This is a genomic window from Streptomyces sp. NPDC002785 (genome assembly GCF_040295565.1).
Lineage (GTDB): Bacteria > Actinomycetota > Actinomycetes > Streptomycetales > Streptomycetaceae > Streptomyces.
The window spans coordinates 1-21959 of sequence record NZ_JBEOVN010000019.1 but is presented as its reverse complement, the minus strand read 5'-3'; the positions used below and the strand labels follow the sequence as shown (position 1 = coordinate 21959).

Annotated in this window: 23 protein-coding genes and 1 pseudogene; 12 read left to right on the top strand and 12 right to left on the bottom strand. The window is 68.9% G+C overall.

The window, feature by feature from the left end; translation table 11 throughout:
* Positions 1 to 114 precede the first annotated feature (114 nt).
* Complete coding sequence (locus ABTZ94_RS07960) at positions 115 to 1146, bottom strand: SCO1860 family LAETG-anchored protein (RefSeq protein ID WP_351198638.1); 1032 nt, start codon at positions 1144 to 1146, stop codon at positions 115 to 117.
* Between the two features lie 334 nt (positions 1147 to 1480).
* Positions 1481 to 2557: an amidohydrolase family protein gene (locus ABTZ94_RS07955; protein WP_351198703.1), complete on the bottom strand. Its 1077-nt coding sequence runs from the start codon at positions 2555 to 2557 to the stop codon at positions 1481 to 1483.
* A gap of 132 nt (positions 2558 to 2689) precedes the next feature.
* Between ABTZ94_RS07955 and ABTZ94_RS07950 the strand changes: the two genes are divergently transcribed.
* The 6 genes from ABTZ94_RS07950 (at position 2690) to ABTZ94_RS07925 (ending at position 8497) form a co-directional block, all read left to right on the top strand.
* The gene (locus tag ABTZ94_RS07950) at positions 2690 to 3796 is read left to right on the top strand and encodes a pyridoxal-phosphate-dependent aminotransferase family protein (protein ID WP_351198636.1); all 1107 of its coding nucleotides are present in this window, start codon (positions 2690 to 2692) and stop codon (positions 3794 to 3796) included.
* A 329-nt stretch (positions 3797 to 4125) separates the two neighbouring features.
* On the top strand, positions 4126 to 4656 hold the full coding sequence (gene ectA, locus ABTZ94_RS07945; RefSeq protein ID WP_351198634.1) for a diaminobutyrate acetyltransferase: 531 nt from the start codon (positions 4126 to 4128) through the stop codon (positions 4654 to 4656).
* 69 nt (positions 4657 to 4725) lie between these two features.
* Positions 4726 to 5994 (top strand): diaminobutyrate--2-oxoglutarate transaminase, encoded by a 1269-nt coding sequence (gene ectB / locus ABTZ94_RS07940; protein WP_351198632.1) that lies wholly within the window; start codon positions 4726 to 4728, stop codon positions 5992 to 5994.
* A gap of 75 nt (positions 5995 to 6069) precedes the next feature.
* Entirely contained in the window at positions 6070 to 6468 is a 399-nt protein-coding gene (locus ABTZ94_RS07935; RefSeq protein ID WP_093539722.1) for an ectoine synthase, read from the top strand.
* Between the two features lie 3 nt (positions 6469 to 6471).
* Positions 6472 to 7365, top strand: a complete 894-nt coding sequence (gene thpD / locus ABTZ94_RS07930) for an ectoine hydroxylase (RefSeq protein ID WP_351198630.1) — start codon at positions 6472 to 6474, stop codon at positions 7363 to 7365.
* A 106-nt stretch (positions 7366 to 7471) separates the two neighbouring features.
* Positions 7472 to 8497 carry a VOC family protein gene (locus tag ABTZ94_RS07925; protein ID WP_351198628.1) on the top strand — a complete coding sequence of 342 codons (1026 nt, stop codon included), beginning with the start codon at positions 7472 to 7474 and terminating at the stop codon, positions 8495 to 8497.
* A gap of 109 nt (positions 8498 to 8606) precedes the next feature.
* Here the strand turns inward: ABTZ94_RS07925 and ABTZ94_RS07920 are convergent, their stop codons facing one another.
* From ABTZ94_RS07920 to ABTZ94_RS07905, 4 genes are all read right to left on the bottom strand, one after another.
* Positions 8607 to 9668 (bottom strand): aminotransferase class V-fold PLP-dependent enzyme, encoded by a 1062-nt coding sequence (locus ABTZ94_RS07920; RefSeq protein ID WP_351198626.1) that lies wholly within the window; start codon positions 9666 to 9668, stop codon positions 8607 to 8609.
* 110 nt (positions 9669 to 9778) lie between these two features.
* Entirely contained in the window at positions 9779 to 10498 is a 720-nt protein-coding gene (locus ABTZ94_RS07915; RefSeq protein ID WP_351198624.1) for a DsbA family oxidoreductase, read from the bottom strand.
* A gap of 35 nt (positions 10499 to 10533) precedes the next feature.
* Positions 10534 to 10806, bottom strand: coding sequence for a hypothetical protein (locus ABTZ94_RS07910; RefSeq protein ID WP_351198623.1), 273 nt, complete (start codon positions 10804 to 10806; stop codon positions 10534 to 10536).
* A 61-nt stretch (positions 10807 to 10867) separates the two neighbouring features.
* Positions 10868 to 12457, bottom strand: a complete 1590-nt coding sequence (locus ABTZ94_RS07905) for an ABC transporter substrate-binding protein (RefSeq protein ID WP_502967204.1) — start codon at positions 12455 to 12457, stop codon at positions 10868 to 10870.
* Between the two features lie 429 nt (positions 12458 to 12886).
* Between ABTZ94_RS07905 and ABTZ94_RS07900 the strand changes: the two genes are divergently transcribed.
* Together ABTZ94_RS07900 and ABTZ94_RS07890 are read left to right on the top strand one after the other, a co-directional pair.
* Positions 12887 to 13048 (top strand): hypothetical protein, encoded by a 162-nt coding sequence (locus ABTZ94_RS07900; protein ID WP_351198619.1) that lies wholly within the window; start codon positions 12887 to 12889, stop codon positions 13046 to 13048.
* Between the two features lie 1013 nt (positions 13049 to 14061).
* Positions 14062 to 14406: a hypothetical protein gene (locus ABTZ94_RS07890; protein ID WP_351198617.1), complete on the top strand. Its 345-nt coding sequence runs from the start codon at positions 14062 to 14064 to the stop codon at positions 14404 to 14406.
* A gap of 174 nt (positions 14407 to 14580) precedes the next feature.
* Here the strand turns inward: ABTZ94_RS07890 and ABTZ94_RS07885 are convergent.
* The 3 genes and pseudogenes from ABTZ94_RS07885 to ABTZ94_RS07875 all read right to left on the bottom strand — a co-directional run.
* Positions 14581 to 15021: pseudogene (locus ABTZ94_RS07885) on the bottom strand (zinc ribbon domain-containing protein); the annotation flags it as partial.
* 30 nt (positions 15022 to 15051) lie between these two features.
* Positions 15052 to 15429, bottom strand: coding sequence for a hypothetical protein (locus ABTZ94_RS07880; RefSeq protein WP_351198615.1), 378 nt, complete (start codon positions 15427 to 15429; stop codon positions 15052 to 15054).
* Positions 15430 to 15765: 336 nt separating this feature from the next.
* Positions 15766 to 16221: an ATP-binding protein gene (locus ABTZ94_RS07875; protein ID WP_351198613.1), complete on the bottom strand. Its 456-nt coding sequence runs from the start codon at positions 16219 to 16221 to the stop codon at positions 15766 to 15768.
* A gap of 155 nt (positions 16222 to 16376) precedes the next feature.
* Between ABTZ94_RS07875 and ABTZ94_RS07870 the strand changes: the two genes are divergently transcribed.
* Both ABTZ94_RS07870 and ABTZ94_RS07865 read left to right on the top strand, forming a co-directional pair.
* On the top strand, positions 16377 to 17234 hold the full coding sequence (locus ABTZ94_RS07870) for a helix-turn-helix domain-containing protein (protein WP_351198611.1): 858 nt from the start codon (positions 16377 to 16379) through the stop codon (positions 17232 to 17234).
* Positions 17231 to 17431: a DUF397 domain-containing protein gene (locus ABTZ94_RS07865; protein ID WP_351198609.1), complete on the top strand. Its 201-nt coding sequence runs from the start codon at positions 17231 to 17233 to the stop codon at positions 17429 to 17431. Before ABTZ94_RS07870 ends, ABTZ94_RS07865 begins: the two co-directional genes overlap by 4 nt.
* An 18-nt stretch (positions 17432 to 17449) precedes the next feature.
* Here the strand turns inward: ABTZ94_RS07865 and ABTZ94_RS07860 are convergent, their stop codons facing one another.
* The 3 genes from ABTZ94_RS07860 to ABTZ94_RS07850 all read right to left on the bottom strand — a co-directional run bounded on the left by ABTZ94_RS07860 (position 17450) and on the right by ABTZ94_RS07850 (position 20273).
* Positions 17450 to 17650, bottom strand: coding sequence for a hypothetical protein (locus ABTZ94_RS07860; RefSeq protein WP_351198607.1), 201 nt, complete (start codon positions 17648 to 17650; stop codon positions 17450 to 17452).
* A 494-nt stretch (positions 17651 to 18144) separates the two neighbouring features.
* Positions 18145 to 18756 carry a DUF1349 domain-containing protein gene (locus ABTZ94_RS07855; protein ID WP_351198605.1) on the bottom strand — a complete coding sequence of 204 codons (612 nt, stop codon included), beginning with the start codon at positions 18754 to 18756 and terminating at the stop codon, positions 18145 to 18147.
* Positions 18753 to 20273 (bottom strand): aldehyde dehydrogenase (NADP(+)), encoded by a 1521-nt coding sequence (locus tag ABTZ94_RS07850; RefSeq protein WP_351198603.1) that lies wholly within the window; start codon positions 20271 to 20273, stop codon positions 18753 to 18755. Before ABTZ94_RS07850 ends, ABTZ94_RS07855 begins: the two co-directional genes overlap by 4 nt.
* Before the next feature lie 154 nt (positions 20274 to 20427).
* Here ABTZ94_RS07850 and ABTZ94_RS07845 point away from each other — a divergent pair, with 154 nt between their 5' ends.
* The gene (locus ABTZ94_RS07845) at positions 20428 to 21198 is read left to right on the top strand and encodes an IclR family transcriptional regulator (RefSeq protein WP_351198601.1); all 771 of its coding nucleotides are present in this window, start codon (positions 20428 to 20430) and stop codon (positions 21196 to 21198) included.
* A gap of 2 nt (positions 21199 to 21200) precedes the next feature.
* Positions 21201 to 21674, top strand: coding sequence for a GNAT family N-acetyltransferase (locus tag ABTZ94_RS07840; protein WP_351198599.1), 474 nt, complete (start codon positions 21201 to 21203; stop codon positions 21672 to 21674).
* Positions 21675 to 21959 lie beyond the last annotated feature (285 nt).

The window sequence follows — 21959 nt, the reverse complement described above, 5'->3', positions numbered from 1 at the left end:
TCACGGGAACGGCGTTCCGTCACGCGGATGGGGAGCGGCGTTCCCTCACGCGAACACCGCTCCCCGCTCCCCTCCTGGCCTACGGCCTACCCCCCCTCGGGCCTTGGGAGGGGGTCAGGCCTGGGCGCGGCGCCTGGCCACGACCATCGCCCCGGCGCCCACCGCCAGCAGCAAGGCCGCGCCGCCCGCGATGTACGGCGTCGTGGAGCTGCCGCCCGTTTCCGCGAGGTTGGAGTCGACGGACGGGGCGTGGCCGGTGCCGGTCTGGGGCTTCACATTGCCGCCGTCACCGCCGGCCGTGCTGCCGGACGTGCTGCCGCCGTCGCTGGAGCCACCGCTGCCGGAGGTGCCTCCGCCACTCGTTCCGCCGTTGCCGGAACCGCCGTCGCTGGAACCGCCGTTGCCGGAACCGCCGTTGTCGCCGCCTCCAGTCGCCTTCGGCGTCTCGCAGGTCGCCTCGGCGAGCGTGACCTCACCCTGCACATCGGCGACATTCAGCTTGAGCGGGTTGACCGAGACCTTCAGCTGAAGCGCGGCCGCCGCTGCGGTGCGCGAGGTGGTGTGCGTCTTCGACAGGTCGAGGGTCACCTCTCCGACGCCCGGCACCCGCACCTGTGTGGTGCCGCCCGCGGTGAGGGTGATCCGCTTGCCGAGGACCGACACATGCCCCAGCACGTTCGACTCGGCGACCGGCTTCCTGCCCACCTCGCAGACCGCCTTCGAGGTGACCTTCTCGACCTCGATCAGCGAGAGCAGCGGCAGTCCGGGCACATGGAGCCGGGCCTTCGCGAGATTGCTGTAACCCTCGGCCCTGTGCTTGCCGACGGTCGCCCTGGCGGTGGCCACATCGGCGCTCAGCACGCTGAACGGCCGTCCGTCGTCCACCCCGTCGAGCCGCACGCTCAGCGCGGTCTTGTCGGCGCTGGCGGGTGCCTGCACTTCATTGAGCGTGGCCTTGAGCGGCACATTGATCGTCTTGTTCAGGAGCGAGACGTCGAGTGCGGTACGGAGCACGACCGCGCTCGCCTTCCCGTCGCCCGTGGTCGTGGTGGTCGCGGTGGCGGCCTGCGCCGGGACGGCGACCAGCAGGGCGACGGGAGCTGCGGCGACCGCCAGCGCGGCCAGGCGGAAGGTGTTGCTGTTCAAGATGGTGGAACCCCCACAAGAGACATGGAGCCACCGGCGCCGTCCAATGGGGGACATCGCGGGCGCCGGTGACCTCGACCTCGAAAGCTTTACGCACGGAGGGTGAACTGGCAGACACCTGACGTGAGTTCACTCCAAAGGGGGGTTTCCGCGTCTGTATTCGATTATCTCGGTACGTTCGTTCCTCGGAGTCACCCGATCCATTGAGCGCGGACGGCGCGGAGACCGACTGCGCCGGGATGCGCGCAAGCGTGTTTCAACGACACCGCAGGGATTCGGCAACTGCCTGTCAACACGGCACACCCGGTCGGGACGCGGCTCCGTGAGCCGTCCCTCAGCCGATCACCCGCCCGTTCAGCACCACGCGTCGCGGCGCCGCCAGCACCCGTACGTCCGCCCGCGGGTCCTCGTCGTACACCACCAGGTCCGCCGGTGCGCCCTCCTCCAGCACCGGCCGCCCGAGCCACTGACGCGCACCCCAGGTCGTCGCGGACAGTGCGTCCAGGGCCGGGATGCCCGCCTTCACCAGCTCGGCGACCTCGTCCGCCACCAGCCCGTGGGCGAGCACCCCGCCCGCGTCGGTGCCGACGAAGACCGGAACCCCGGCGTCGCACGCGGCGCGCACGGTGTCGTAACGCCGCTCGTGCAGCCGCCGCATATGGGCCGACCAGCGGGGGAACTTGGCGTCGCCGCCCGCCGCGAGCGAGGGGAACGTGGCGATGTTGACCAGCGTGGGGACGATCGCGACACCGCGCTCGGCGAAGAGCGGAATGGTCTCCTCGGTCAGCCCGGTGGCGTGCTCGATGCAGTCGATCCCGGCCTCGACGAGATCGCGCAGCGAGTCCTCGGCGAAGCAGTGCGCGGTGACCCGGGCGCCGAGCCGGTGCGCCTCGGCGATGGCCGCCCGGGCCGCCTCGCGCGGCCAGCAGGCGGCCAGATCGCCCACCTCCCGGTCGATCCAGTCGCCGACCAGCTTCACCCAGCCGTCGCCGCGGCGCGCCTCCTGCGCGACGTACGCGACCAGCTCGTCCGGCTCGATCTCGTGGGCGTAGTTCCGGGTGTACCGGCGGGGCCTGGCGATGTGGCGTCCGGCTCTGATGATCTTCGGCAGGTCCTCGCGGTCGTCGATCCACCGGGTGTCGGACGGAGAACCCGCGTCCCGCAGCAGCAGCGCACCCGCCTCCCGGTCGGCGATGGCCTGCTTCTCGCTGGTCGCCGCGTCGACGGCACCGTGGTGGTCGAGCCCGACGTGACAGTGGGCGTCGACCAGCCCCGGCAGCGCCCAGCCGGTGACGGTCACCGCCTCGTCCGCGCCGGCCGGCCGCCCGTACGAGATCCGTCCGTCGACGACCCAGAGCTCGTCCCGGACGTCCTCGGGTCCGACGAGCACCCGCCCCTTCACGTGCAGCACCTGCGGTGCCCTGTGATCACTCATGAGCAGCACTGTACGAGGCGCCGCTCGGCGCCCTGGGTACGCTTCGACGGAAGCACTGTCCGTACGCAGCACCGCAGCGCACCGACCCGATCCGAAGAGAGCACCACCGTGACGCACCCCTTCCTCGACCTCGCCCCGCTCACCGCCGCGCATTTCGCGGCCATCGAGAAGCAGGTCGCCGGCCTCCTCGCCACCGAGCAGGACGTCGTCATCATGCAGGGCGAGGCGCTGCTCCCCCTCGAAGGCTGCATCCGGGGCGGTGCCCGGCCCGGCTCGACCGCCCTGAACGTCGTCACCGGGCCGTACGGACAGACCTTCGGTAACTGGCTGCGGGACTGCGGAGCCAACGTCGTCGACCTGGCGGTTCCGTTCCACACGGCGGTCACCGCCGACCAGGTCGCGCGGGCTCTGGCCGAGCACCCGGAGATCGATTTCGTCTCCCTGGTCCACGCCGAGGCGGCGACCGGCAACACCAATCCGGTCGCCGAGATCGGCGAGGTGGTCCGTTCGCACGGGGCACTGTTCATGCTGGACGCCGTCGCGTCGGTGGGCGCCGAGCCGCTGCTGCCGGACGTGTGGGGCGTCGACCTCTGTGTGATCGGCGCGCAGAAGGCGATGGGCGGCCCGGCCGGGGTGTCGGCGGTGTCTGTGAGCGAGCGGGCCTGGGAGCGGATCGCCGCCAACCCCCAGGCTCCGCGCCGCTCCTATCTCTCCCTCCTGGACTGGAAGGAGCGCTGGATCGACGGCGGCCGCAAGGCGCTGCTGCACGCCCCCGCCCAGCTGGAGATGCTGGCTCTGGCGGCGTGCGTGGAGCGGATCGAGGCCGAGGGTCTGGATGCGCTGATGGCCCGGCACGCCGCAGCTGCCGCGGCAACGCGCGCGGGCGCGGTGGCACTCGGCGGCGGTCTGTCGCCGTATGTGCACGAGGCGAAGGACGCCGCGCCGGTCGCGACGACGCTGCGCGCCCCGGCGGGCGTCGACGCCTCCGAGCTGGTCGCGCGGGCACTCGCGGCCGACCCGTCGCTGCCGCTGATCGCGGGCGGGGGTGCGTTGTCCAAGGAGATGATCCGGGTCAATCACTACGGTGTGGATGCGACGCGGGGCGCGGTGCAGTCCTCGCTCGCGGCTCTGGGGGCGGCGCTGGCCGATGCCGGCCGGCAGGTCGACTTCGAAACTGCCCGCAAAGCCGTTTCGGAAACCTGGCCGAGCGAGTAAATCCGCACCGCCGACGTCGATATTCCATAAATGCGGGGAGCTGCTTTATTCAGAGCAGCTCCCCGCATTCTTCTGCCCGCTTTCCCGGACCCTAAACACTCAAGTTTTCAGGAGTTCTATCCACGCAATTTCGTTGCGCCACCAGAGAGTTACGACCTTGTGACCGACTCCACATCGCGACTGTTATGCCGGATAAATAGCACCCAAAATGGAAGAAAGCGCGACCGGATCGCGCCGGTGCACGCGCCCGCCTGATAACACAAAGGACCACCCCACCCAACCCCTTGCGTCGATGCAATTTCAGAATTTGCTGGGTAAATTAAATTCGCATGACCGCCGCACCAGCAGACTTTGCAAGTGCCCGAAGCGAATTCCTCACCATCGACACCCCACGAGTGGAGGACGGGGCCGCGATCTGGCGCATCGCCCGCGACTCCGAGGTCCTGGACCTCAACTCCTCGTACAGCTACCTGCTGTGGTGCCGTGACTTCGCGGCCACCTCCGTGATCGCCCGCGACGAGAGCGGTGGACCCGTCGCCTTCGTGACGGGATACCTCCGGCCGGACCGCCCCGGGACACTCGTCGTCTGGCAGGTGGCCGTCGACCACGGGCACCGCGGTACCGGACTGGCGGGAAAGCTGCTGGACGCGCTGACCTCGCGGGTCGCGGCCTCGCAGGGCCTGGCCTCGGTCGAGACCACCGTGACCCCGGACAACACCGCGTCGGACCGGCTGTTCACCTCCTACGCGCAGCGCCATGACGTGGCCCTGGAGCGTGAAGTGCTCTTCGACGGCGAGCTGTTCCCCGAGGGAACGCATCTGCCGGAAGTGCTGTACCGCATCGGCCCGTTCCACGCCTGACCGCACCGGCCCGTTCCGCACCTGAGCACACCGCCGCCCGTCACACCCCCCTCAAGCAGGAGATTCCCTGTGACCATCACCCCGCCCGCGCTGAGTGTCTTCGAAACCCTGGAGTCGGAGGTACGGAGCTACTGCCGCAGTTGGCCCGCAGTGTTCGACCGTGCGCAGGGCGCCCGTCTGACCGACGAGGACGGCCACACCTACCTCGACTTCTTCGCCGGCGCAGGATCTCTCAACTACGGCCACAACAACCCGGTACTGAAGCGTGCGCTGATCGACTACATCGAACACGACGGCATCACCCACGGCCTCGACATGGCCACCACCGCGAAACGCGCCTTCCTGGAGTCCTTCCAGAACAACGTGCTGCGCCCGCGTGACCTCCCGTACAAGGTGATGTTCCCCGGCCCGACCGGCACCAACGCGGTCGAGGCGGCGCTGAAGCTGGCCCGCAAGGTGAAGGAGCGCGAGTCCATCGTCTCGTTCACCAACGCCTTCCACGGCATGTCGCTGGGCTCGCTCGCCGTCACCGGCAACGCCTTCAAGCGGGCCGGGGCCGGTATCCCGCTGGTGCACGGCACCCCGATGCCGTTCGACAACTACCTCGACGGCCGGGTTCCCGACTTCCTCTGGTTCGAGCGGCTCCTGGAGGACCAGGGCTCCGGTCTCAACAAGCCCGCCGCCGTGATCGTCGAGACAGTGCAGGGCGAGGGCGGCATCAATGTGGCGCGCCCCGAGTGGCTGCGGTCGCTGTCCGATCTGTGCCACCGCCGCGACATGCTCCTGATCGTCGACGACATCCAGATGGGCTGCGGGCGTACGGGGGCGTTCTTCTCGTTCGAGGAGGCCGGCATCACCCCCGACATCGTGACCGTGTCCAAGTCCATCAGCGGCTACGGACTGCCCATGTCGCTCTGCCTGTTCAAGCCGGAGCTGGACATCTGGGGGCCGGGCGAGCACAACGGCACCTTCCGCGGCAACAACCCGGCGTTCGTCACGGCCGCCGCCGCCCTGGACGCCTACTGGGCGGACGGTCAGATGGAGAAGCAGACCCTGGCCAGGGGCGAGCAGATCGAGCAGGCGCTCCTCGCGATCTGCGACGAACACGCCCGGTTCGGTGCGCAGTTCCGGGGCCGCGGCCTGGTCTGGGGCATGGAGTTCACCGACAAGTCGCGCGCCGTCGCGGTCTGCGCCCGCGCCTTCGAGCTGGGCCTTTTGGTCGAGACCTCCGGTCCGCAGAGCGAGGTCGTGAAGCTGCTGCCGCCGCTGACCGTCACCCCCGAGGAGCTGGACGAGGGCCTGCGGACGCTGGCCCGCGCGGTCCGCGAGACCTCCTGACCCACTGCCCGGGTTCCCCGTCCCGGGCGGACACGAACAGAAGCGCCACCGCAGAGAGAAAGGCACTGACCCACCATGATCGTCCGATCGTTCAGTGACATCGAGAACACCGACAGGCATGTGAAGGCCGCTTCCGGAACCTGGGAGAGCAAGCGCATCGTGCTCGCGCAGGAGAAGGTGGGTTTCTCGCTCCACGAGACCACGATGTACGCGGGTACCGAGACGTCGATGTGGTACGCGAACCACATCGAGGCCGTCCTGTGTGTCGAGGGCGAGGCCGAGCTCACCAATGACGAGACCGGCGAGAAGCACTGGATCACCCCCGGCACGATGTACCTGCTGAACGGCCATGAACACCACACCATGCGGCCGAAGACCGACTTCCGCTGTGTCTGCGTCTTCAACCCGCCGGTCACCGGACGGGAGGAGCACGACGAGAACGGTGTCTACCCTCTGCTGACCGAGGAGGGCTGAACCATGACCACCGATGTACGCCCCGACCTGTACCCCACACGCGGCGCAGCCGAGATGATCACGCCCCGTCAGGACCCGGTCATCTGGTCCGCGCCCGGCGCCCCGGGGCCGGTCGCCGTGCAGGATCTGCAGGGCTTCGAGCGTGATGGCTTCCTCACCGTCGACCAGCTGATCACACCGGCCGAGGTCGCCGTCCACCGCGCCGAACTGGACCGGCTGATCGCCGATCCGGCGGTGCGGGCCGACGAGCGCTCGATCGTGGAGCCGAAGTCGCAGAAGGTACGGTCGGTCTTCGAGGTTCACCGGATCAGTGAGGTCTTCGCCCGGCTGGTCAGCGACGAGCGCGTGGTGGGCCGGGCCCGTCAGATCCTCGGTTCGGACGTGTACGTCCATCAGTCCCGGATCAACGTCAAGCCGGGCTTCGGCGCCTCGGGGTTCTACTGGCACTCGGACTTCGAGACCTGGCACGCCGAGGACGGTCTGCCGAACATGCGGGCGGTGTCCGTGTCGATCGCGCTGACCGGGAACCGCGACACCAACGGCGGGCTGATGATCATGCCCGGTTCACACAAGTCGTTCCTCGGCTGTGCGGGCGAGACGCCGAAGGACAACTACAAGAAGTCCCTGAAGATGCAGGACGCCGGCACCCCGTCCGACGAGGCGCTGACGAAGCTGGCGGACCGGCACGGCATCAAGCTCTTCACGGGCAGGGCAGGTTCGGCGACCTGGTTCGACTGCAACTGCATGCACGGCTCGGGGGACAACATCACCCCGTACCCGCGCAGCAATGTCTTCATCGTCTTCAACAGCGTGGAGAACGCCGCCGAGGAGCCGTTCGCAGCGCCGGCGCGGCGTCCGGAGTTCATCGGGGCGCGGGACTTCACCCCGGTGAGGTGACGTGCCGACGAGCTGAACCGAGCAGGGGGCCGGGCGACGGACATCGCCCGGCCCCCTCTCCAAAGTTGGTGGACCGCGGCGGCCGTGAGCGGCGACAGTGGGGCCCATGACTTCACTCGTACGTCACATCACGATCGACTGCGCCGACGCCTACGAGCTCGCCGGTTTCTGGTCCGGGGTGCTCGGCGCCCCGCTCTGCGACGAAGACGCGCCCGGCGATCCCGAGGCACTCGTCGAGGCTCCCGGTGCCGCGCTGCTGTTCATCTCGGTGCCGGAGCCGAAGAGCACCAAGAACCGTCTGCACCTGGACATTCAGCCGCAGGGCCGCACCCGGGACGAGGAGGTCGAGCGGCTGCTCGCCCTGGGTGCCACCCTCGTGGCCGACCACCGCAAGCCGAACGGGCGGGGCTGGGCGACGCTCGCCGATCCGGAGGGCAATGAGTTCTGTGTCGAGTGCAGTGCGGCGGAACGGGCCGCACTGACCGGGACCCGGCTCCCGGTCACGGCGGACGACGTGACCACCGCGGTCCGTCTCGCGGTCGCCGCGCTCCGGAGGTCCCCGGTGGACAACTGGCTGGTCCCGGCCGGGTCGCTGGAGTGGAACTGCTGGGAGACCGCGGAGCACCTGAGCGACGATCTCTTCTCCTACGCGGCCCAACTGGGCCCGCAGCAGCCGCCGCTGGACGCCTACGTCCCGTACCGCTGGGGCGCCGGTCGCGAGGGCGGCCCGTTGAACGCGATCTTCGCGGACCGGGCGGCCGGACCCGCCGGACTGCTCCAGACGCTGGAGGCGAGCGGCGCGCTGCTCGCGGCGATGGTACGGACGGTCTCGCCCGAGGTCCGCTCGTACCACTCCTACGGGGTGTCCGACCCGGAGGGCTTCGCCGCCATGGGCATCGTGGAGACCCTGGTGCACGTGCATGACCTCGCCGCGAGCCTGGATGTCCCCTGGGCTCCGCCCGCCGAACTCTGCGACCGGGTACTGGCCCGGCTGTTCCCGGACGCCCCCAAGGACGCCGACCGATGGGCCGTCCTGCTCTGGTCGACCGGCCGCGCCGAGTTGCCCGGCCATCCGCGGGTCACCTTGTGGAAGTGGCACAGTGCGCCGCTGGACGAGCCGGGCCGGGATTAGCAGGAGGCCGCGCGGGCCACCCTTCCTGGACACCGCCGGAATCGGTGCTGAACAGCATGAGACCGAGGACTGTCCCGAGCGCCGCTGCTCCCCCGGAGTCCGGGTGGGTTCAACCGGAGAGCACGTCCAGGGCCCGGTCCACATCGGCCTCCGTGTTGTACAGATGGAAGGCCGCGCGCAGACTCCCCGCCCGGTTCGAGACCATCACCCCGGCCCGCGCCAGCTCCGGCTCCCGCCCGCCGAGTCCGGGCACGGCCACGATCGCCGACTCCCCCGGCACCGCCTCGTGCCCCAGCCCGGCCAGCCCGGCCCGCATGCGGGCCGCGAGCCCGGTGGCGTGGGCGTGGACGGCGTCGATGCAGACCTCGCCCAGCAGCGCGAGGGAGTGCTCGGCGCCGTGGTACGAGAGGAACGCCGGCGGTTCGTCGTAGCGACGCGCGGTCGGGGAGAGCCGCCCGACCGGGCCGTACGTACTGTTCCAGGGGTCATCGGCGGCGACCCACGCGGCGAAGACGGTCGGCAGGGTGCGCTGCGCCTCCTCGGTGACGGTGAGGAACGACGCACCCCGCGGGCAGAGCAGGAATTTGAAGCCGCCGGTGACGGTGTAGTCGTATGCCCCGGCGTCCAGCGGCAGCCAGCCCGCCGACTGGGTGGCGTCGAGCAACGTCCGGGCCCCGTGGGCGGCTGCCGCCGCGCGTACCGCGTCCAGATCGGCGATCCGGCCGTCGGCCGACTGCACGGAGGAGAAGGCAACGAGCGCGGTACCGGGCCGTACCGCATCGGCCAGCCCGTCCAGCGGGACATAGCGCACCTTGAGATCGCCACGGACCGCGAACGGACTGACGACGGAGCTGAACTCCCCCTCGGGCGCCAGGATTTCGGCCCCCGCCGGCAGCGACGCCGCGATCAGCCCGACGTGCACGGAGACCGAGCTGCCGGTGGCAACCCGGTCGGCGTCGACACCGGCGAGGCGGGCGAAGCCGGCCCGGGCCGCGTCCACCGCCTCGAAGTCGCCGGAGCCGGCCCTGCGGCCCGTGGCGATCGCCTCGGCCAGCGCTTTCACCGCGTCCACCGTGCGCCGGGGCAGCAGCCCACAGGTGGAGGTGTTGAGGTAGGTGGTCTCCGGCGCGAACTCGCCGTCCACCGCTCGGCTGAGCGAAGTAGTCTCCATGAGCCCAGCCTGAAGCCCCCTTGACTCATCGTCAATTACCAAGAGTTGGACCGACCGGTCTTGAGGGGTGAACCCGAGCAACGCTTTTGTACCCGGCTGGGAGCGGGGCGTCAGGCGTTACTGCCGGTCGGCGGGACCTCGCACGCACCGTCGGCGTCGCAAGCCGCGGCGTCCCCGCCGATCGCGGTCAGCGGCCGGTCCTTCCACGCCTGTTCGAGTGCCTGGGCGAAGACCTCGGCCGGCTGGCCGCCGGAGATCCCGTACCGCCGGTCGAATACGAAGAACGGCACCGCGTTGGCCCCCAGCTCGGACGCCTCACGCTCATCGGCCCGCACCTCGGCGGCGTACGCCTCCGGGTCGGCGAGGACGGCGCGCGCCTCGTCGGCGTCGAGCCCGGCGTCGACGGCCAGCTCGACCAGCACGTCACCGTCGAAGACGGAACGCTCCTCGGCGAAGTTCGCCCGGTAGGCGAGGCCCAGCAGCTCGTCCTGGCGGCCTCGGGCCTTGGCCAGGTGGAGCAGCCGGTGGGTGTCGAAGGTGTTGCCGTGGTCGCGGCCCTCGGTGAGGTAGCCGAGCCCCTCGGCCTGCGCGTTGGCCGCGACATTCGCCTCCATGGCCTTCGCCTCTTCGCGGGTGCGCCCGTACTTCTGCGCCAGCATGTCGATCACCTGCACGGTGTCGCCCTTGGCGTGCGTGGGGTCGAGCTCGAAGGACCGGTGCACGACCTCGACCTCGTCGCGGTGGGCGAACCCCGCCAGGCCCTTCTCGAAGCGGGCCTTCCCGATGTAGCACCAGGGGCAGGCGATGTCGCTCCAGATCTCGACGCGCATGTCTCTTCTTCTCTCCGTGTTCTCGTATGTACAGCTCAGGCGGCGCGGAGCCACCCTCCGCTCCCCTGCACAACGCAGGACCGGACGCCCTGATTCCCCGGTTGCGCGGGGCCGTTCGCCCCGCCGGTCCGGACGGTCACAGCGCGGCCCGGTCCATCGGCGTGGATCCGCCGCCACGTCGACACCGCTCCCGAGCCGCCCACCGGAAGGATCTCGGCAAGCTGGTCCAGGGTGAGCTTCCATCGCCGGGTCAGCGCCTCGGCCGACTCCTTCCGGTGCCCCCAGAAGCCCCGCACCACACGTCGCATGTCCTGCCCCTCCGCCGCCCGACGCCCGAACCCGCCCCGGGCACCCCAACAAGTGCACCCTCTAATACGCGGTGCTGAGTTCCCAGAACCGGAAGACGGTCGACGTATCCAGGCAGTTCTGCAGGCCCCGGACGTTCTCGTGGGCGACCGCGTACTGCTTGCCCTGCCAGAGCGGCAGGAGCGGCAGCTCGCGCGCCACGATGTCCTGCAGCTTGATGAACTTCTGCCGGGTGTCCGCGCGGTCCGTCATGGACGAGGTCTGCGGGATGATCCGGCCGGTTATCTCGCTGCTCTCGTAATTGTTCGACAGGACATTGCCCTTGCCGAAGAACGGCTGGGTGAAGTTGTCGGGGTCGGGGTAGTCCGGCACCCAGCCCTTGACATAGACGCCGTACTTGCCGTCGGCGATGTCCTTCTCGTACTGATCGAAGGGGACCGACTTCATCCTGGCGTCAAAGAGTCCGCTCCGGTTCAACTGATCGGCTATGGCCCGCAGTTCGTCGTCGGTAGCGGGTCCGTAACGGCTCGGGGTGGACCAGAGCGTGAGTTTCACCTTGTCGGTGATACCGGAGTCCCGCAGGGCCTTTCTCGCCTTGTGCGGCTGCGGGCTGTCGCCGTAGGTGTCGAAGAAGGAGGTGCCGTGGCCGGTGATCCCTACCGGGACGACCGAGTACAGCGGTGCCGCCGTGGACTGGTAGACCTCGCTGATCAGGGAGTAGCGGTCGACGAGATAGGCGATTGCCTTGCGCACGGCGAGCTTGCCGACCACGGGGTCGGCCACGTTGAAGACCATGTGCTGGACTTCGGCGCTGCTCCCCTGGACGACCTCGAGGCCGTCCTTCTCCGCGGTGGGCGTGGTGTCCAGGGCGGCTATCGCCTTGGCGGTGAGGCCACGGTACGCAATGTCGACCTCGCCCTTCTTCAGGGACGATTCAAGGCGCTGCTGATTGCCTTGGAAGAGTTCCAGCGTCACGCCGGAGTTCTTCACCTCGGCGGTTCCGTGGTAGCCGGAGCGGACCGAGAAGTCGGCCTTCGACTTGTCGATGGAGTCCAGCACGTAGGGACCGGAACCAACTGTTTTGCCCCTCTTCAGCAAACGGTCCTTGGGATAGACATGACGGTCCACGATGGAACCGGCACCCGATGCGATCTTGCTGGGAAATGTCGCATCGGGCACCTTGAGGCGGAAAACGACCATCTTCTCGTCCGGGGTACTGATCGACGCGATGGTGGAGAGCAGCGGCGCCGGGCCCGCCGGGTCGTTGATTTCGATCGCCCGGTCGAAGGAGTATTTGACGTCCGCCGATGTAAGGCTGTTTCCGTTGCTGAACTTCAACCCATCACGCAGAGTGCAGGTGTAAGTCTTGCCGCCGTCCGAGAAACCGCACTCCTTGGCGGCCTCCGGCACAGGAGTGGAACCCCCGGGCGGGAAGCTCAATAAGGACTGGAAGACGTTGTTGAACAGCAGCCAGGATCCCGGGTCGTACCCTGCGGCCGGATCCGTCGCAAGGATGTCGTCGGACATGCCGACGACCATCCTTTCCTCGGTCTCGAAGGGCCAGATCTCATCCTGGGCGCCGCAGCCCGTCAGCAGCACTGCTGCCATTCCCCCGGCGATCAGGCTGCTCGACCGCCTCGCACGAACCTTCACAGAAAGTGCCTCATACTCTCGGCCGGCCGCATTGGGGTGTACCCGGACAACCGGATCAGGTCAGGAAATACTGCGAACGGCGCGCCCGTCCGTGACATTCTCGGCCCGGCTGGGCGCGGTGGCGCGGACCGACTATTCTGCCTGGACTCGGTGTTCATGGGAAATTCCAGGCATGGTGACCAACTTTCACATTTCCAACTGGCGAACGGAACGGGGCAGGTCATGGTCGGTCTCGTGGTGCCGTCGGCCAATCTAGTAGTTGGCCGCATTCCGCGATGGAACATCGTGCGCCAATTAATTCCCGTAGCCCGTCGGTGATGTTGGCCTGGTTTGCCTGATATCACATCGTGGTGGTCGAGCCGACCAGCCCGGTCGCCACCCCGCCCCGGCCGATCGGCGAACAGGCCCCGGGGGCGGTACACGGGCCACGTGGCCGCGTTGCAGGCCGCCCTGCTGAAAACCGTGGCGGCCCACGAGCCCCGGATCGCCCTCACGTTCCACCACCACACCATCGAGGCCGAAAATCGCCGGATCACCACGGAACACGCGAGCTTCTGTCGCCTGTCGGCAGGCCATAGGTGCCGGGGTTGATACAGGTGGACTCGCGTATTCAACTGTCGCCAGTTCTCGGGGGAAGCGAGGGCGACGCGGACCGTGTGTTGCGAGAGCGGCTAACGCGCCGCCAGTGTGCCGGCGCGGGCGGCGCGTGACCGCGAGTCTGCCGCAGGGAGCCACCTGCCCTCGCCGCTATCGATCTCGCAGAAGTACGCTCAGGTGCCGGGCGGCAGCAGGCCCCTGGTGAGAGAGAAGGCCGACCCGGCAGTCACGAGGAGCGCGTTGATCCGGTTCAGGATTCGCTCTGTTCTATCCGGATTACCCGCCTGGACCGCCTCCCCCAAGTCCTGGGGCGAACGTTGCCTGATGCGGCACTTCCGAGGTGGGTCAGGCCGGAGTGCCGCCACTCATGCAGATCCCAGCCCGTGCCCAGCTCGCCGCCCAGGGCCGTGTGCTCGTCCAGAAGCTTCCGGCCCTGCCCGCAGTTTTCAGCGCCGGCTTCCCGGTCACCTTGCCGACATCGACGCCCCTGAACACGCCAAGACGATCAGGCTCTTCGCGTCCTGGCACGTCCTCCCCGGGCTGCGGGCCGCCGCCCGCGGCGCCGCCATCCGCCAGCAACTCCTCGAACTGCCCGCACCCTTCGTCGCGGACGCGCTCGGCTACCACGACAAGACGACCAGCCGCCTCCGCAACGAGACCGGCGGAACCTGGAGCCGATACGCCCCAGGAGATCACGCAAGGTCACCAGCGGGCTGGGTACCTCGGGGAACCAGCGACAGCTGAATACGAGAGCCCACCAGTACGAGGCCGGGGTACCGGTGCGGCGGGTGGGCGTCCTTGCAGTCGAAGGTCAGGTCGATTCTGGCTGCCGTGCCGGGACCATACTGTGCGCCTGTCAAGACTGCGCCGCCGGTCTTTAAGGCCGCGAGTTCCGGCCATTGGGCCTGTCCCTGCGACTGTACGCCAGCAAGCTGGGTGGGCCGGTGAATCCACCGGACGATCTGACGAAGGGACTGATTTCCATGCGACAAAAAAGGTGGGCTTCGATGACCGGCGCTGTGCTCTTCGCGGTTACGGCACTGAGCGGCTCGGCGACAGCGGCACCGGCAGGCGCGCCTTCCACGGCCTCCGTGTGCGGTGATGCGTTCTATTCGAGCTTTAGCGAGGGGCACGCCTGGATCCGGTACTGCGACAACAAGACGTGGGCGCGGGCCGACGTGACGGATGACAAGGCGGACGGCAGGTGTCCGAGGCTGACGGCCCAGCTGATGTCCGGCGGGCACGTGCACTCCCCGGGAGTGGGCCCGAAGGACTCGACCCAGTACCGGGAGGTCAGGGCTTCTGCCAGCAACCCGATCTACGTGGCGGGGCTCACCTGGGTCAGCTGCTGATTCCCTGAGCACGTCTTCAGCACCGCACCGGCTTGAACCAGGAGCATTCGAAAATGGTGGGCGAGGCCGTTCACCGTGCGCCTCCAGGGCGTACGGACCTCGTGGTGTCCTCCGTCTTCCGTCGAGTACGCGAGCTTGACATCCTCCCCTCCCCGAAGGGAGGGGATTCCTGACTCAGGCTGCCGCCCGGAGCAGCGCCCCAGGCGGGCTTACGCCCTCAACATCAGCCGGGTTGAGACCAGCCCGGACCAGCATCACGCGTGCGGAGTTCTTGTCGCTCGGGGACATGGCTCCGCACGCGGTGCAGGTGTACGTTCGTTCCGACAGCGGAAGTGCCTGCTTGGCTCTCGCACCGCACTGCGCGCAATCCATCGTGGTGTGCTTGGGGTTCACGAGACGGACATCCCGCCGGTGCTTACGGCCCATCTCCACCAGGGCCGCCTTCGTGGCACCGATCGCAGCATCCGCAGCCTTGCGTGCCATCGTCGACTTCGCGACAACCTTCTTCGCCCACTTGCGGGCCGTGTCCTGACGCTGACGGGCAACCTTCTTGTGGAGCTTCGCGACCTGCCGCTACGCCGCCCTGTGCCCCCTCGATCCGGCCTGGCCGCGCTTGAGAGGCTGCGGTGCCCTTCCCCCAGGCGCTCATGCTGCGGCTTCGCCGGGGTCCTCGTCCTCATCGTCGTCATCCGAGGAGCCGCCCCGCTCGTAGCCCGCAACGGGAACAACGCGCCCGTCAGCAAGGGTCCTCGTGTGCCCGACTACCGGGTGCTTGACGGGGGTTTTCCGTCGCTCGTCCTCGGCCGCAGGGTCGGCGACCGACCCGGTGTCCTCGGTGTCCTCGGTGTCCTCGGTGGCGTTCTGTTCCATGGCCTGCCTGGCGACCACGATAACGACGGCCAGGGCCACGCCGCCCAGGGCGGTGCCGGCGGCGAGGATCTTCCCCTTGTGCTTCCCGCACAGGTTCTTCGTTTTCTCGACGAAGGAGGTGGGCTCGCCACCCTCGGGCGTGGAGTCATTCACGCACACACATCTACCGGACCCATCCCTCACCTGTCAGGCAATCACCCGACATCGCCCGATCAAGTTCTGTAGCTACAGAGAGTGAGGTTCACCTCTGTCCAGTGGAGGACTGGCGACAGTTGAATACGCGAGCCCACCAGTATCAACCCCTGTGCCCTCGCGGCCCTCTCCGCCGACGCCGGCCGGGTACTCGCCCCGGCCTGCGGCAGCGGCACCCTGCCGGCCGCCGCCCGCCATGGCGCGACAGCCCTTGCGAGCAGGACTCGCCGGGGCGCTGGAGCCGCCGCTGGAGGAGCCGGGAGCGGGCGCCGACCAACGGCTGCGCTGACGGCTGCGCTATCGGCTGCCCGGGCGCGTCGCGGAGACCTCGGCCCAGACCGTCTTCGCGGACGGCGGATACGTATCCACGCCCCACTGCACGGCGAGGGCATCGACGATGATCAGCCCCCGGCCTCCTTCAACGGCTTCCGGGGACGCGGTGGGGCGGCGTTCGCCGCGCGGGTCCGTGACCTCGATCCGCAGCCGTCCGCTCGGGAGGAGGGCAAGCCCGAGCCGGAATCCCCTCCCATCCAGCCGCCCGTGCAGGACCGCGTTGGCCGTCAGCTCGGCAACAACGAGCGCGGCCGCGTCGATGCGCTCGCTGTCACGCGGCCAGCCCCATGCCACCAACTGCTCCACAGCGAGCAACCGGGCGAGGCGAGCGCCTCGGCGCGTGGCGCTGAACAGCTGTGTGAACTGTGGTGCAGAAGTTGCCGGTTGCGGAATTTCGATCTCTACGGATTCACTCGTCACGCCACTCAGCGTGGCCAAGTGACCGTACGCTGACCAGCAACGACAGCGGTACGTAGCGTGCACGTACCGGTACGCACGGCGACCGGTACCGGTCGTCCGCCGTAACGGTGGTACGACGCGCACGGCCGGCCCTCAGGAACGGGAGCGGGGCAGAGATGGAGCTGGACGGGGCGATCGGTGACAACGACGACTCGGAGGAGGCCGCGGACCTGTTCCACGTGATCGGCCGCCAGGTCCGGCTGTTACGGGAGCGGGCCGGCCTCACCCAGCGGGAGGTGGGCGACCGCCTCGGGTACAGCGAGGACCTGATCCGGTCGCTGGAACGAGGACGCAGGACACCGCAGCCGGAGTTCCTGGACGCTGCGGACGACCTGCTGGAGGCGGGCGGGCTGCTCCGGACGGCGACGGAGGACGTGGCGCGGGCGAGAGCGCGGGCGCGGGTGAAACATCCGGCGTGGTTCAAGGACTACGCGAAGTTGGAACACCAGGCCGTCGAGATCAACTTCTTCAGCACGCTCACCGTTCCGGGCCTTCTGCAGACGGAGGCGTACGCGAGGACAACTTTTATGTCGCGTCAGCCACCGCTTGATGAAACCACGATCGAGCAGCGGATCACGGCCCGGCTCGCAAGACAGGAAATCCTCACCACCTGGCCGTCTCCCATGGTCAGCGCGGTCATTGACGAATCTGTTCTCCGCAGGGCAGTGGGCGGGCGCGACGTACGCCAAGGTCAGCTGAAGCACTTGCAGCACCTCTCGCGGCTACGCAGCACAACAATCCAGGTGCTCCCGATGGCCTGCGAAGACCACACTGCACTGGAGGGGCCGTTCATCCTGCTCACGCCCAAAGGCCGACAGCAGCTTGGTTACGTCGAGGTCCAGAGCGTGAACCGACTGATCACCGACGCAGAAGAGGTACGTATCCTGGCCGCACGATACGGAAGTGTTCGCGGCCAGGCTCTCAGTCCCCACAAGTCCCTGGCGCTGATCGAGGAGTTGCTGGGAGAGCTATGAGCATCGAACGCACCACGATCAATGGGCTCAACTGGTTCAAGAGCACCTACAGCGCCGGCGACGGTGGCGAGTGCGTCGAGGTCGCCACCTCCGACCAGGCGATCCTCGTCCGCGACTCCAAGGACACGTCCCTCCCTCACCTGACACTCACCCGCACCGGCTGGACACAGTTCGTGCGGTACGCGGCCGGAGCCTGAACGAAGGACCGCCCGGCGCTACCCGCACGACGCCGGGCGCTTGTCCGCCGGGACGATACGGAGCTTGCTCATCGGCACCTTGAGCGCCTGCTCCTTGCCCGCGTCCCACAGCACGACCGTGCCACCCGCGTCGCCCACCTTGAGATACGGCCGGGTGGGCACGAACTCGCCGCCGTCGACCGGGATCGCCTCCACCTTGCCGATGGGGTGAGCGCACACCCACTCGGGGGCGATCCCGAAGTATGGCTCTGGAGTGCGCCCGGATTTTGCCGTGGCGACGGCATCGCGGCCCGCCGTGCCGGCTGGTTCCAGTCCGGGGCCCCATGCCCCTTCAAGGAGAAGAACGGCTGAGAGAACGAGCAAGAACGCGTATCCCATTCATCGTTCTCGCACAAGCCAGTGCAGGTGCAGCATGTATCCGAGCCCGGCCAGTGCGATGAGCCACAGGTTCATCACGGCCGTGAACTTGACCGAGGCGACGAACTGCCAGAGATGCGGGACATCGACATCCTCGACATTGAGATCAAAGGCATCCAGGGATGTTGCGGTCCGTGCGTTCGGTGTCGGCCGCGCAAGCCTCAGCGGGGGCCTGAGTGGTGTTCATGCGGCTCATCCAACCCTCCGGCGGCAGCCGGAGGGTTGGGGGCCGGTACTCGGTTCCGATGAGTATTCGGGCTCATCCGTTCGACGGTACGACGTATGTGCAGAACGGTTCAGCTGCCGTCGCGCAGGTCGTCAAGTCCCGTCGTACGGAAAGCGATCCGGTCGAACATCGCCTCGCAGCCCTCGCCCGTCGGGGACTGGACCAGGAAGCCGACCGATGCCTCGGCCGCCTGCTCGGGCTCGCCGAGGGCGAAGACGCGGACGAAGGTCCACTTCTCGCCGTCGGCCGAGGCGTGGAAGGCGAACGCGTTGCCCGTGCGGCTGAGGCGCAGCCAGCAGCTGTCGCCGTCCACGACGAAGGAGTTGACGTCGTCGGAGTGGCCCCGGGTGACGACCGTGCAGACGGTGGGGTGGTGCGGGGAGAGTTCCAGGCAGATCTTGGCCCACTCCCGTTCCCCGACGTGGAGGTAGAGCACTCCGGCGTCGAAGGCAGCGGCGAAGCCGACCCGCACCCGGGCGAGCAGTTGGAAGTCGCCCCGGGGTGCGGGGCCGAGGAGGCGGGGTGCGTCGCTCACGGAGTCGAGAGCGTCGCCGCCCGGCGGTACGAACCGGTCCTGGCGGGCGCCCGCCCGGCCGGTCAGTACGCCGTTCTCGTACGTCCAGTCGGCCTCGGGACCGAACGGACGCAGTTCAAAGGGGAGTTCGGGAAGGTGCGGGGTCATGCGCGGTGGCCGTCCACTCGGCGGGGCAGGTTCAGGGGGTTGTCCTCGCGGAGCTCCGGCGGGAGCAGGGCCTCGGGGGTCGTCTGGTAGGTGATGGGGCGCAGCCAGCGTTCGATCGCGGTGGCGCCGACCGAGGTGGAGGTGGAGGTGGTGGCCGGGTAGGGGCCGCCGTGGTGCTGCGCGGGGGCGACGGCGACGCCGGTCGGCCAGCCGTTGACGAGGACCCGGCCGGCCAGCGGGGTGAGGGCGGCGAGGAGTCGGGGGGCGTTGGCGTCGGCGCCGTCCGTGGCGGTCTGGAGGGTTGCGGTGAGGTTGCCTTGGAGCCGGGAGAGGACGGCGGTGATCTCGTCCTCGGAGGCGTAGCGGGCGACGACGGTGACGGGGCCGAAGCACTCGTCCAGGAGCGCTTCGTGCGGGCCCTCGGTGGTGAGGAGGTGCGCCGGTACGGTCAGGAAGCCGGCCGCGACGGTGTGGTCGCCGCCCGCGCCGGGGGTGACCGGGGCCTCGACGCCGGGGAGTTCGGCCCGTTCGCGTATGCCCGCGAGGAAGGCGTCGCGCATCCGGTGGTCGAGCATGACTCCGGCCTCGGTGTCGCTGACCGCGTCGGTCAGGGACTTCAGCAGCCGGTCGCCGGTCTCGCCGGCCGGGGCCAGGACGAAGCCGGGCTTGGTGCAGAACTGGCCCACGCCCGTGGTCATCGAGCCCCCGAGCCCGGCGCCGATCTGCTCGCCGCGCTCGGCGGCGGCCGCCTCGGTGACGACGACGGGGTTGAGGGAGCCAAGCTCGCCGTGGAAGGGGATGGGTACGGCTCGGGCACCCGCCGCGTCGAACAGGGCGCGGCCACCGCGTACCGAGCCGGTGAAGCCGGCAGCGGCGACGAGCGGGTGCTTGATCAGTTCGATGCCCGCGTCGAAGCCGTGCACCAGGATCAGCACGTCTTCGGGCAGGCCGACCTGCGCCGCCGCCCGGCGCAGTACGGAGGCGCACAGTTCGGAGGTGGCGGGGTGGTCGGGGTGTGCCTTGACGACGACCGGGCAGCCGGCCGCCAGTGCGCTCGCTGTGTCGCCGCCGGGGACGGAGAAGGCGAGCGGGAAGTTGCTGGCCGCGTACACGGCGACGACCCCGAGCGGGATCTTGTAGCGGCGCAGGTCGGGCCAGGGCGGGATCCTGGTGGCGTCCTCGTGGTCGATGTGGATGTCGAGGAAGGCGCCCTCGTCGACGACGTCCGCGAAGGCCCGCAACTGGGCTGCGGTCCGGGCGAGTTCGCCGGTGAGCCGGGCCGGGCCGAGTGCGGTCTCCGCGTCGGCGGCCTCGATGACGTGCTCCCCGGCCTCGGTGAGCAGATCGGCCGCGGTGCGCAGGAACGCGGCGCGTACGGTGCGGTCGGCGAGCGAGTCGCGTACCGCATGGGCGGCCCGGACCGCGCGGTCGACCTCCTCCGCTGTAGCCTCCACCGCAACCTGCTCACGCGGGTTCCCGGTGCGGGGATCGACGCTCCAGACTGGTGCTGCTGCCACCGTGATTCCTTCCGCTCCACTGCCACACATCAGAGTTGTTCGGTATTCTGAACAGAGTTCCTGATCGTGAATATAAAGCGACTCTATTTCCGGGCGTTCAGTGTTGGCAAGAAGTCGCAGGGTCTCGTAGGTGGGCTGGAAGGGGCGCAGGGCGATGGCGGTTGCCGAGTCTGGTGGAGCACAGGTCAAGTCCGCGGTGCGGACGGTGGAACTCCTCGAATACTTCGCCGGGCGGCCCGGTATGCACTCGCTCGCCGCAGTGCAGGAGGCCGTCGGCTATCCCAAGTCCAGCCTCTACATGCTGCTGCGCACCCTGGTGGAGCTGGGCTGGGTGGAGACCGACGCGACGGGCACGCGGTACGGGATCGGCGTACGGGCCCTGCTGGTCGGCACCTCGTACATCGACGGTGACGAGGTCGTCGCAGCCGCCCGCCCGACCCTGGACCGGCTCTCCGAGGACACGACGGAGACCATCCGCCTGGCCCGCCTCGACGGAACGAACGTGGTGTACCTCGCCACCCGGCAGTCCCAGCACTATCTGCGCCCCTTCACCCGCGTCGGCCGCCGGCTGCCCGCCCACTCCACCTCGCTCGGCAAGGCGCTGCTGGCCACCCACAGCGACGAGCAGGTCCGCAAGATGCTCCCCGAGACGCTGCCCGCGCTGACCGAGCACACCATCACCGACCGCGAAAAGCTCATCGAGGAGCTGCACCTGATCCGCGAGCAGGGGTACGCGGTGGACCGCGAGGAGAACACCCTCGGGCTGCGCTGCTTCGGCGTCGCCATCCCGTACCGCACCCCTGCCCGCGATGCCATCAGCTGCTCCGTTCCGGTCGCCCGGCTCACGCCCGCGCACGAGCAGATGGTGAAGGACGCGCTGTTCGACGCGCGGGACCGGCTGACGCTCGCCACCCGGAGGCTCTGATCATGCGGGTTTCCCTGCGCGAGGTGCGCGAGAGTGATCTGTCGTTGTTCTTCGCGTTCATGTCCGACCCGGAGTCGGTCAGAACAGCCGCCTTCACCAGCGAGGACCCCACCGACCGGCACGCGTTCGACGACCATTGGCGACGGATCCTGGCCAACGGCTCCGTCGTGATGCGGACAGTGGTCGTGGACGACGCGGTGGTCGGCAACGCCGGGGCGTACGGGCCGCCGGACGAACGCGAGGTCACCTACTGGATCGACCGGGCGCACTGGGGCCGCGGACTCGCGACGGCCGCGCTGCGGGCGCTGCTCGACGTCGTCCCGGAACGCCCGCTGCACGCACGGGCCGCGGCAGACAACACCGGTTCGCGCCGGGTGCTGGAGAAGTGCGGGTTCACCGTCACCGGCCAGGACCACGGCTTCTCGCGCGCCCGCGGTGAGGAGACCGACGAGCTGCTGTTCACCCTGCCGGGGTGACCGGGCGTTGATCCCTCGCCGTGCCGGGACGACCGGACGGTGATGTGGTCACATCGACGGGACGAACGGACGTTGATCCGCTTCCCTCGCTGGGACAACCGGCTGGTGATCCGCCCACACCGTCGGGGGAACGGCTGGTGATCCGCCCACACCGTCGGGGGAACGGATGTTGATCCGCTCACACCGTCGGGACGACCGGGGGTCCATTCACACCGTCGGGACGACCAGTAGGTGGTCCGCCTCCGCCGTGGGGGGGGGGGGGATCGTGGTACGGCACGCCGTTCG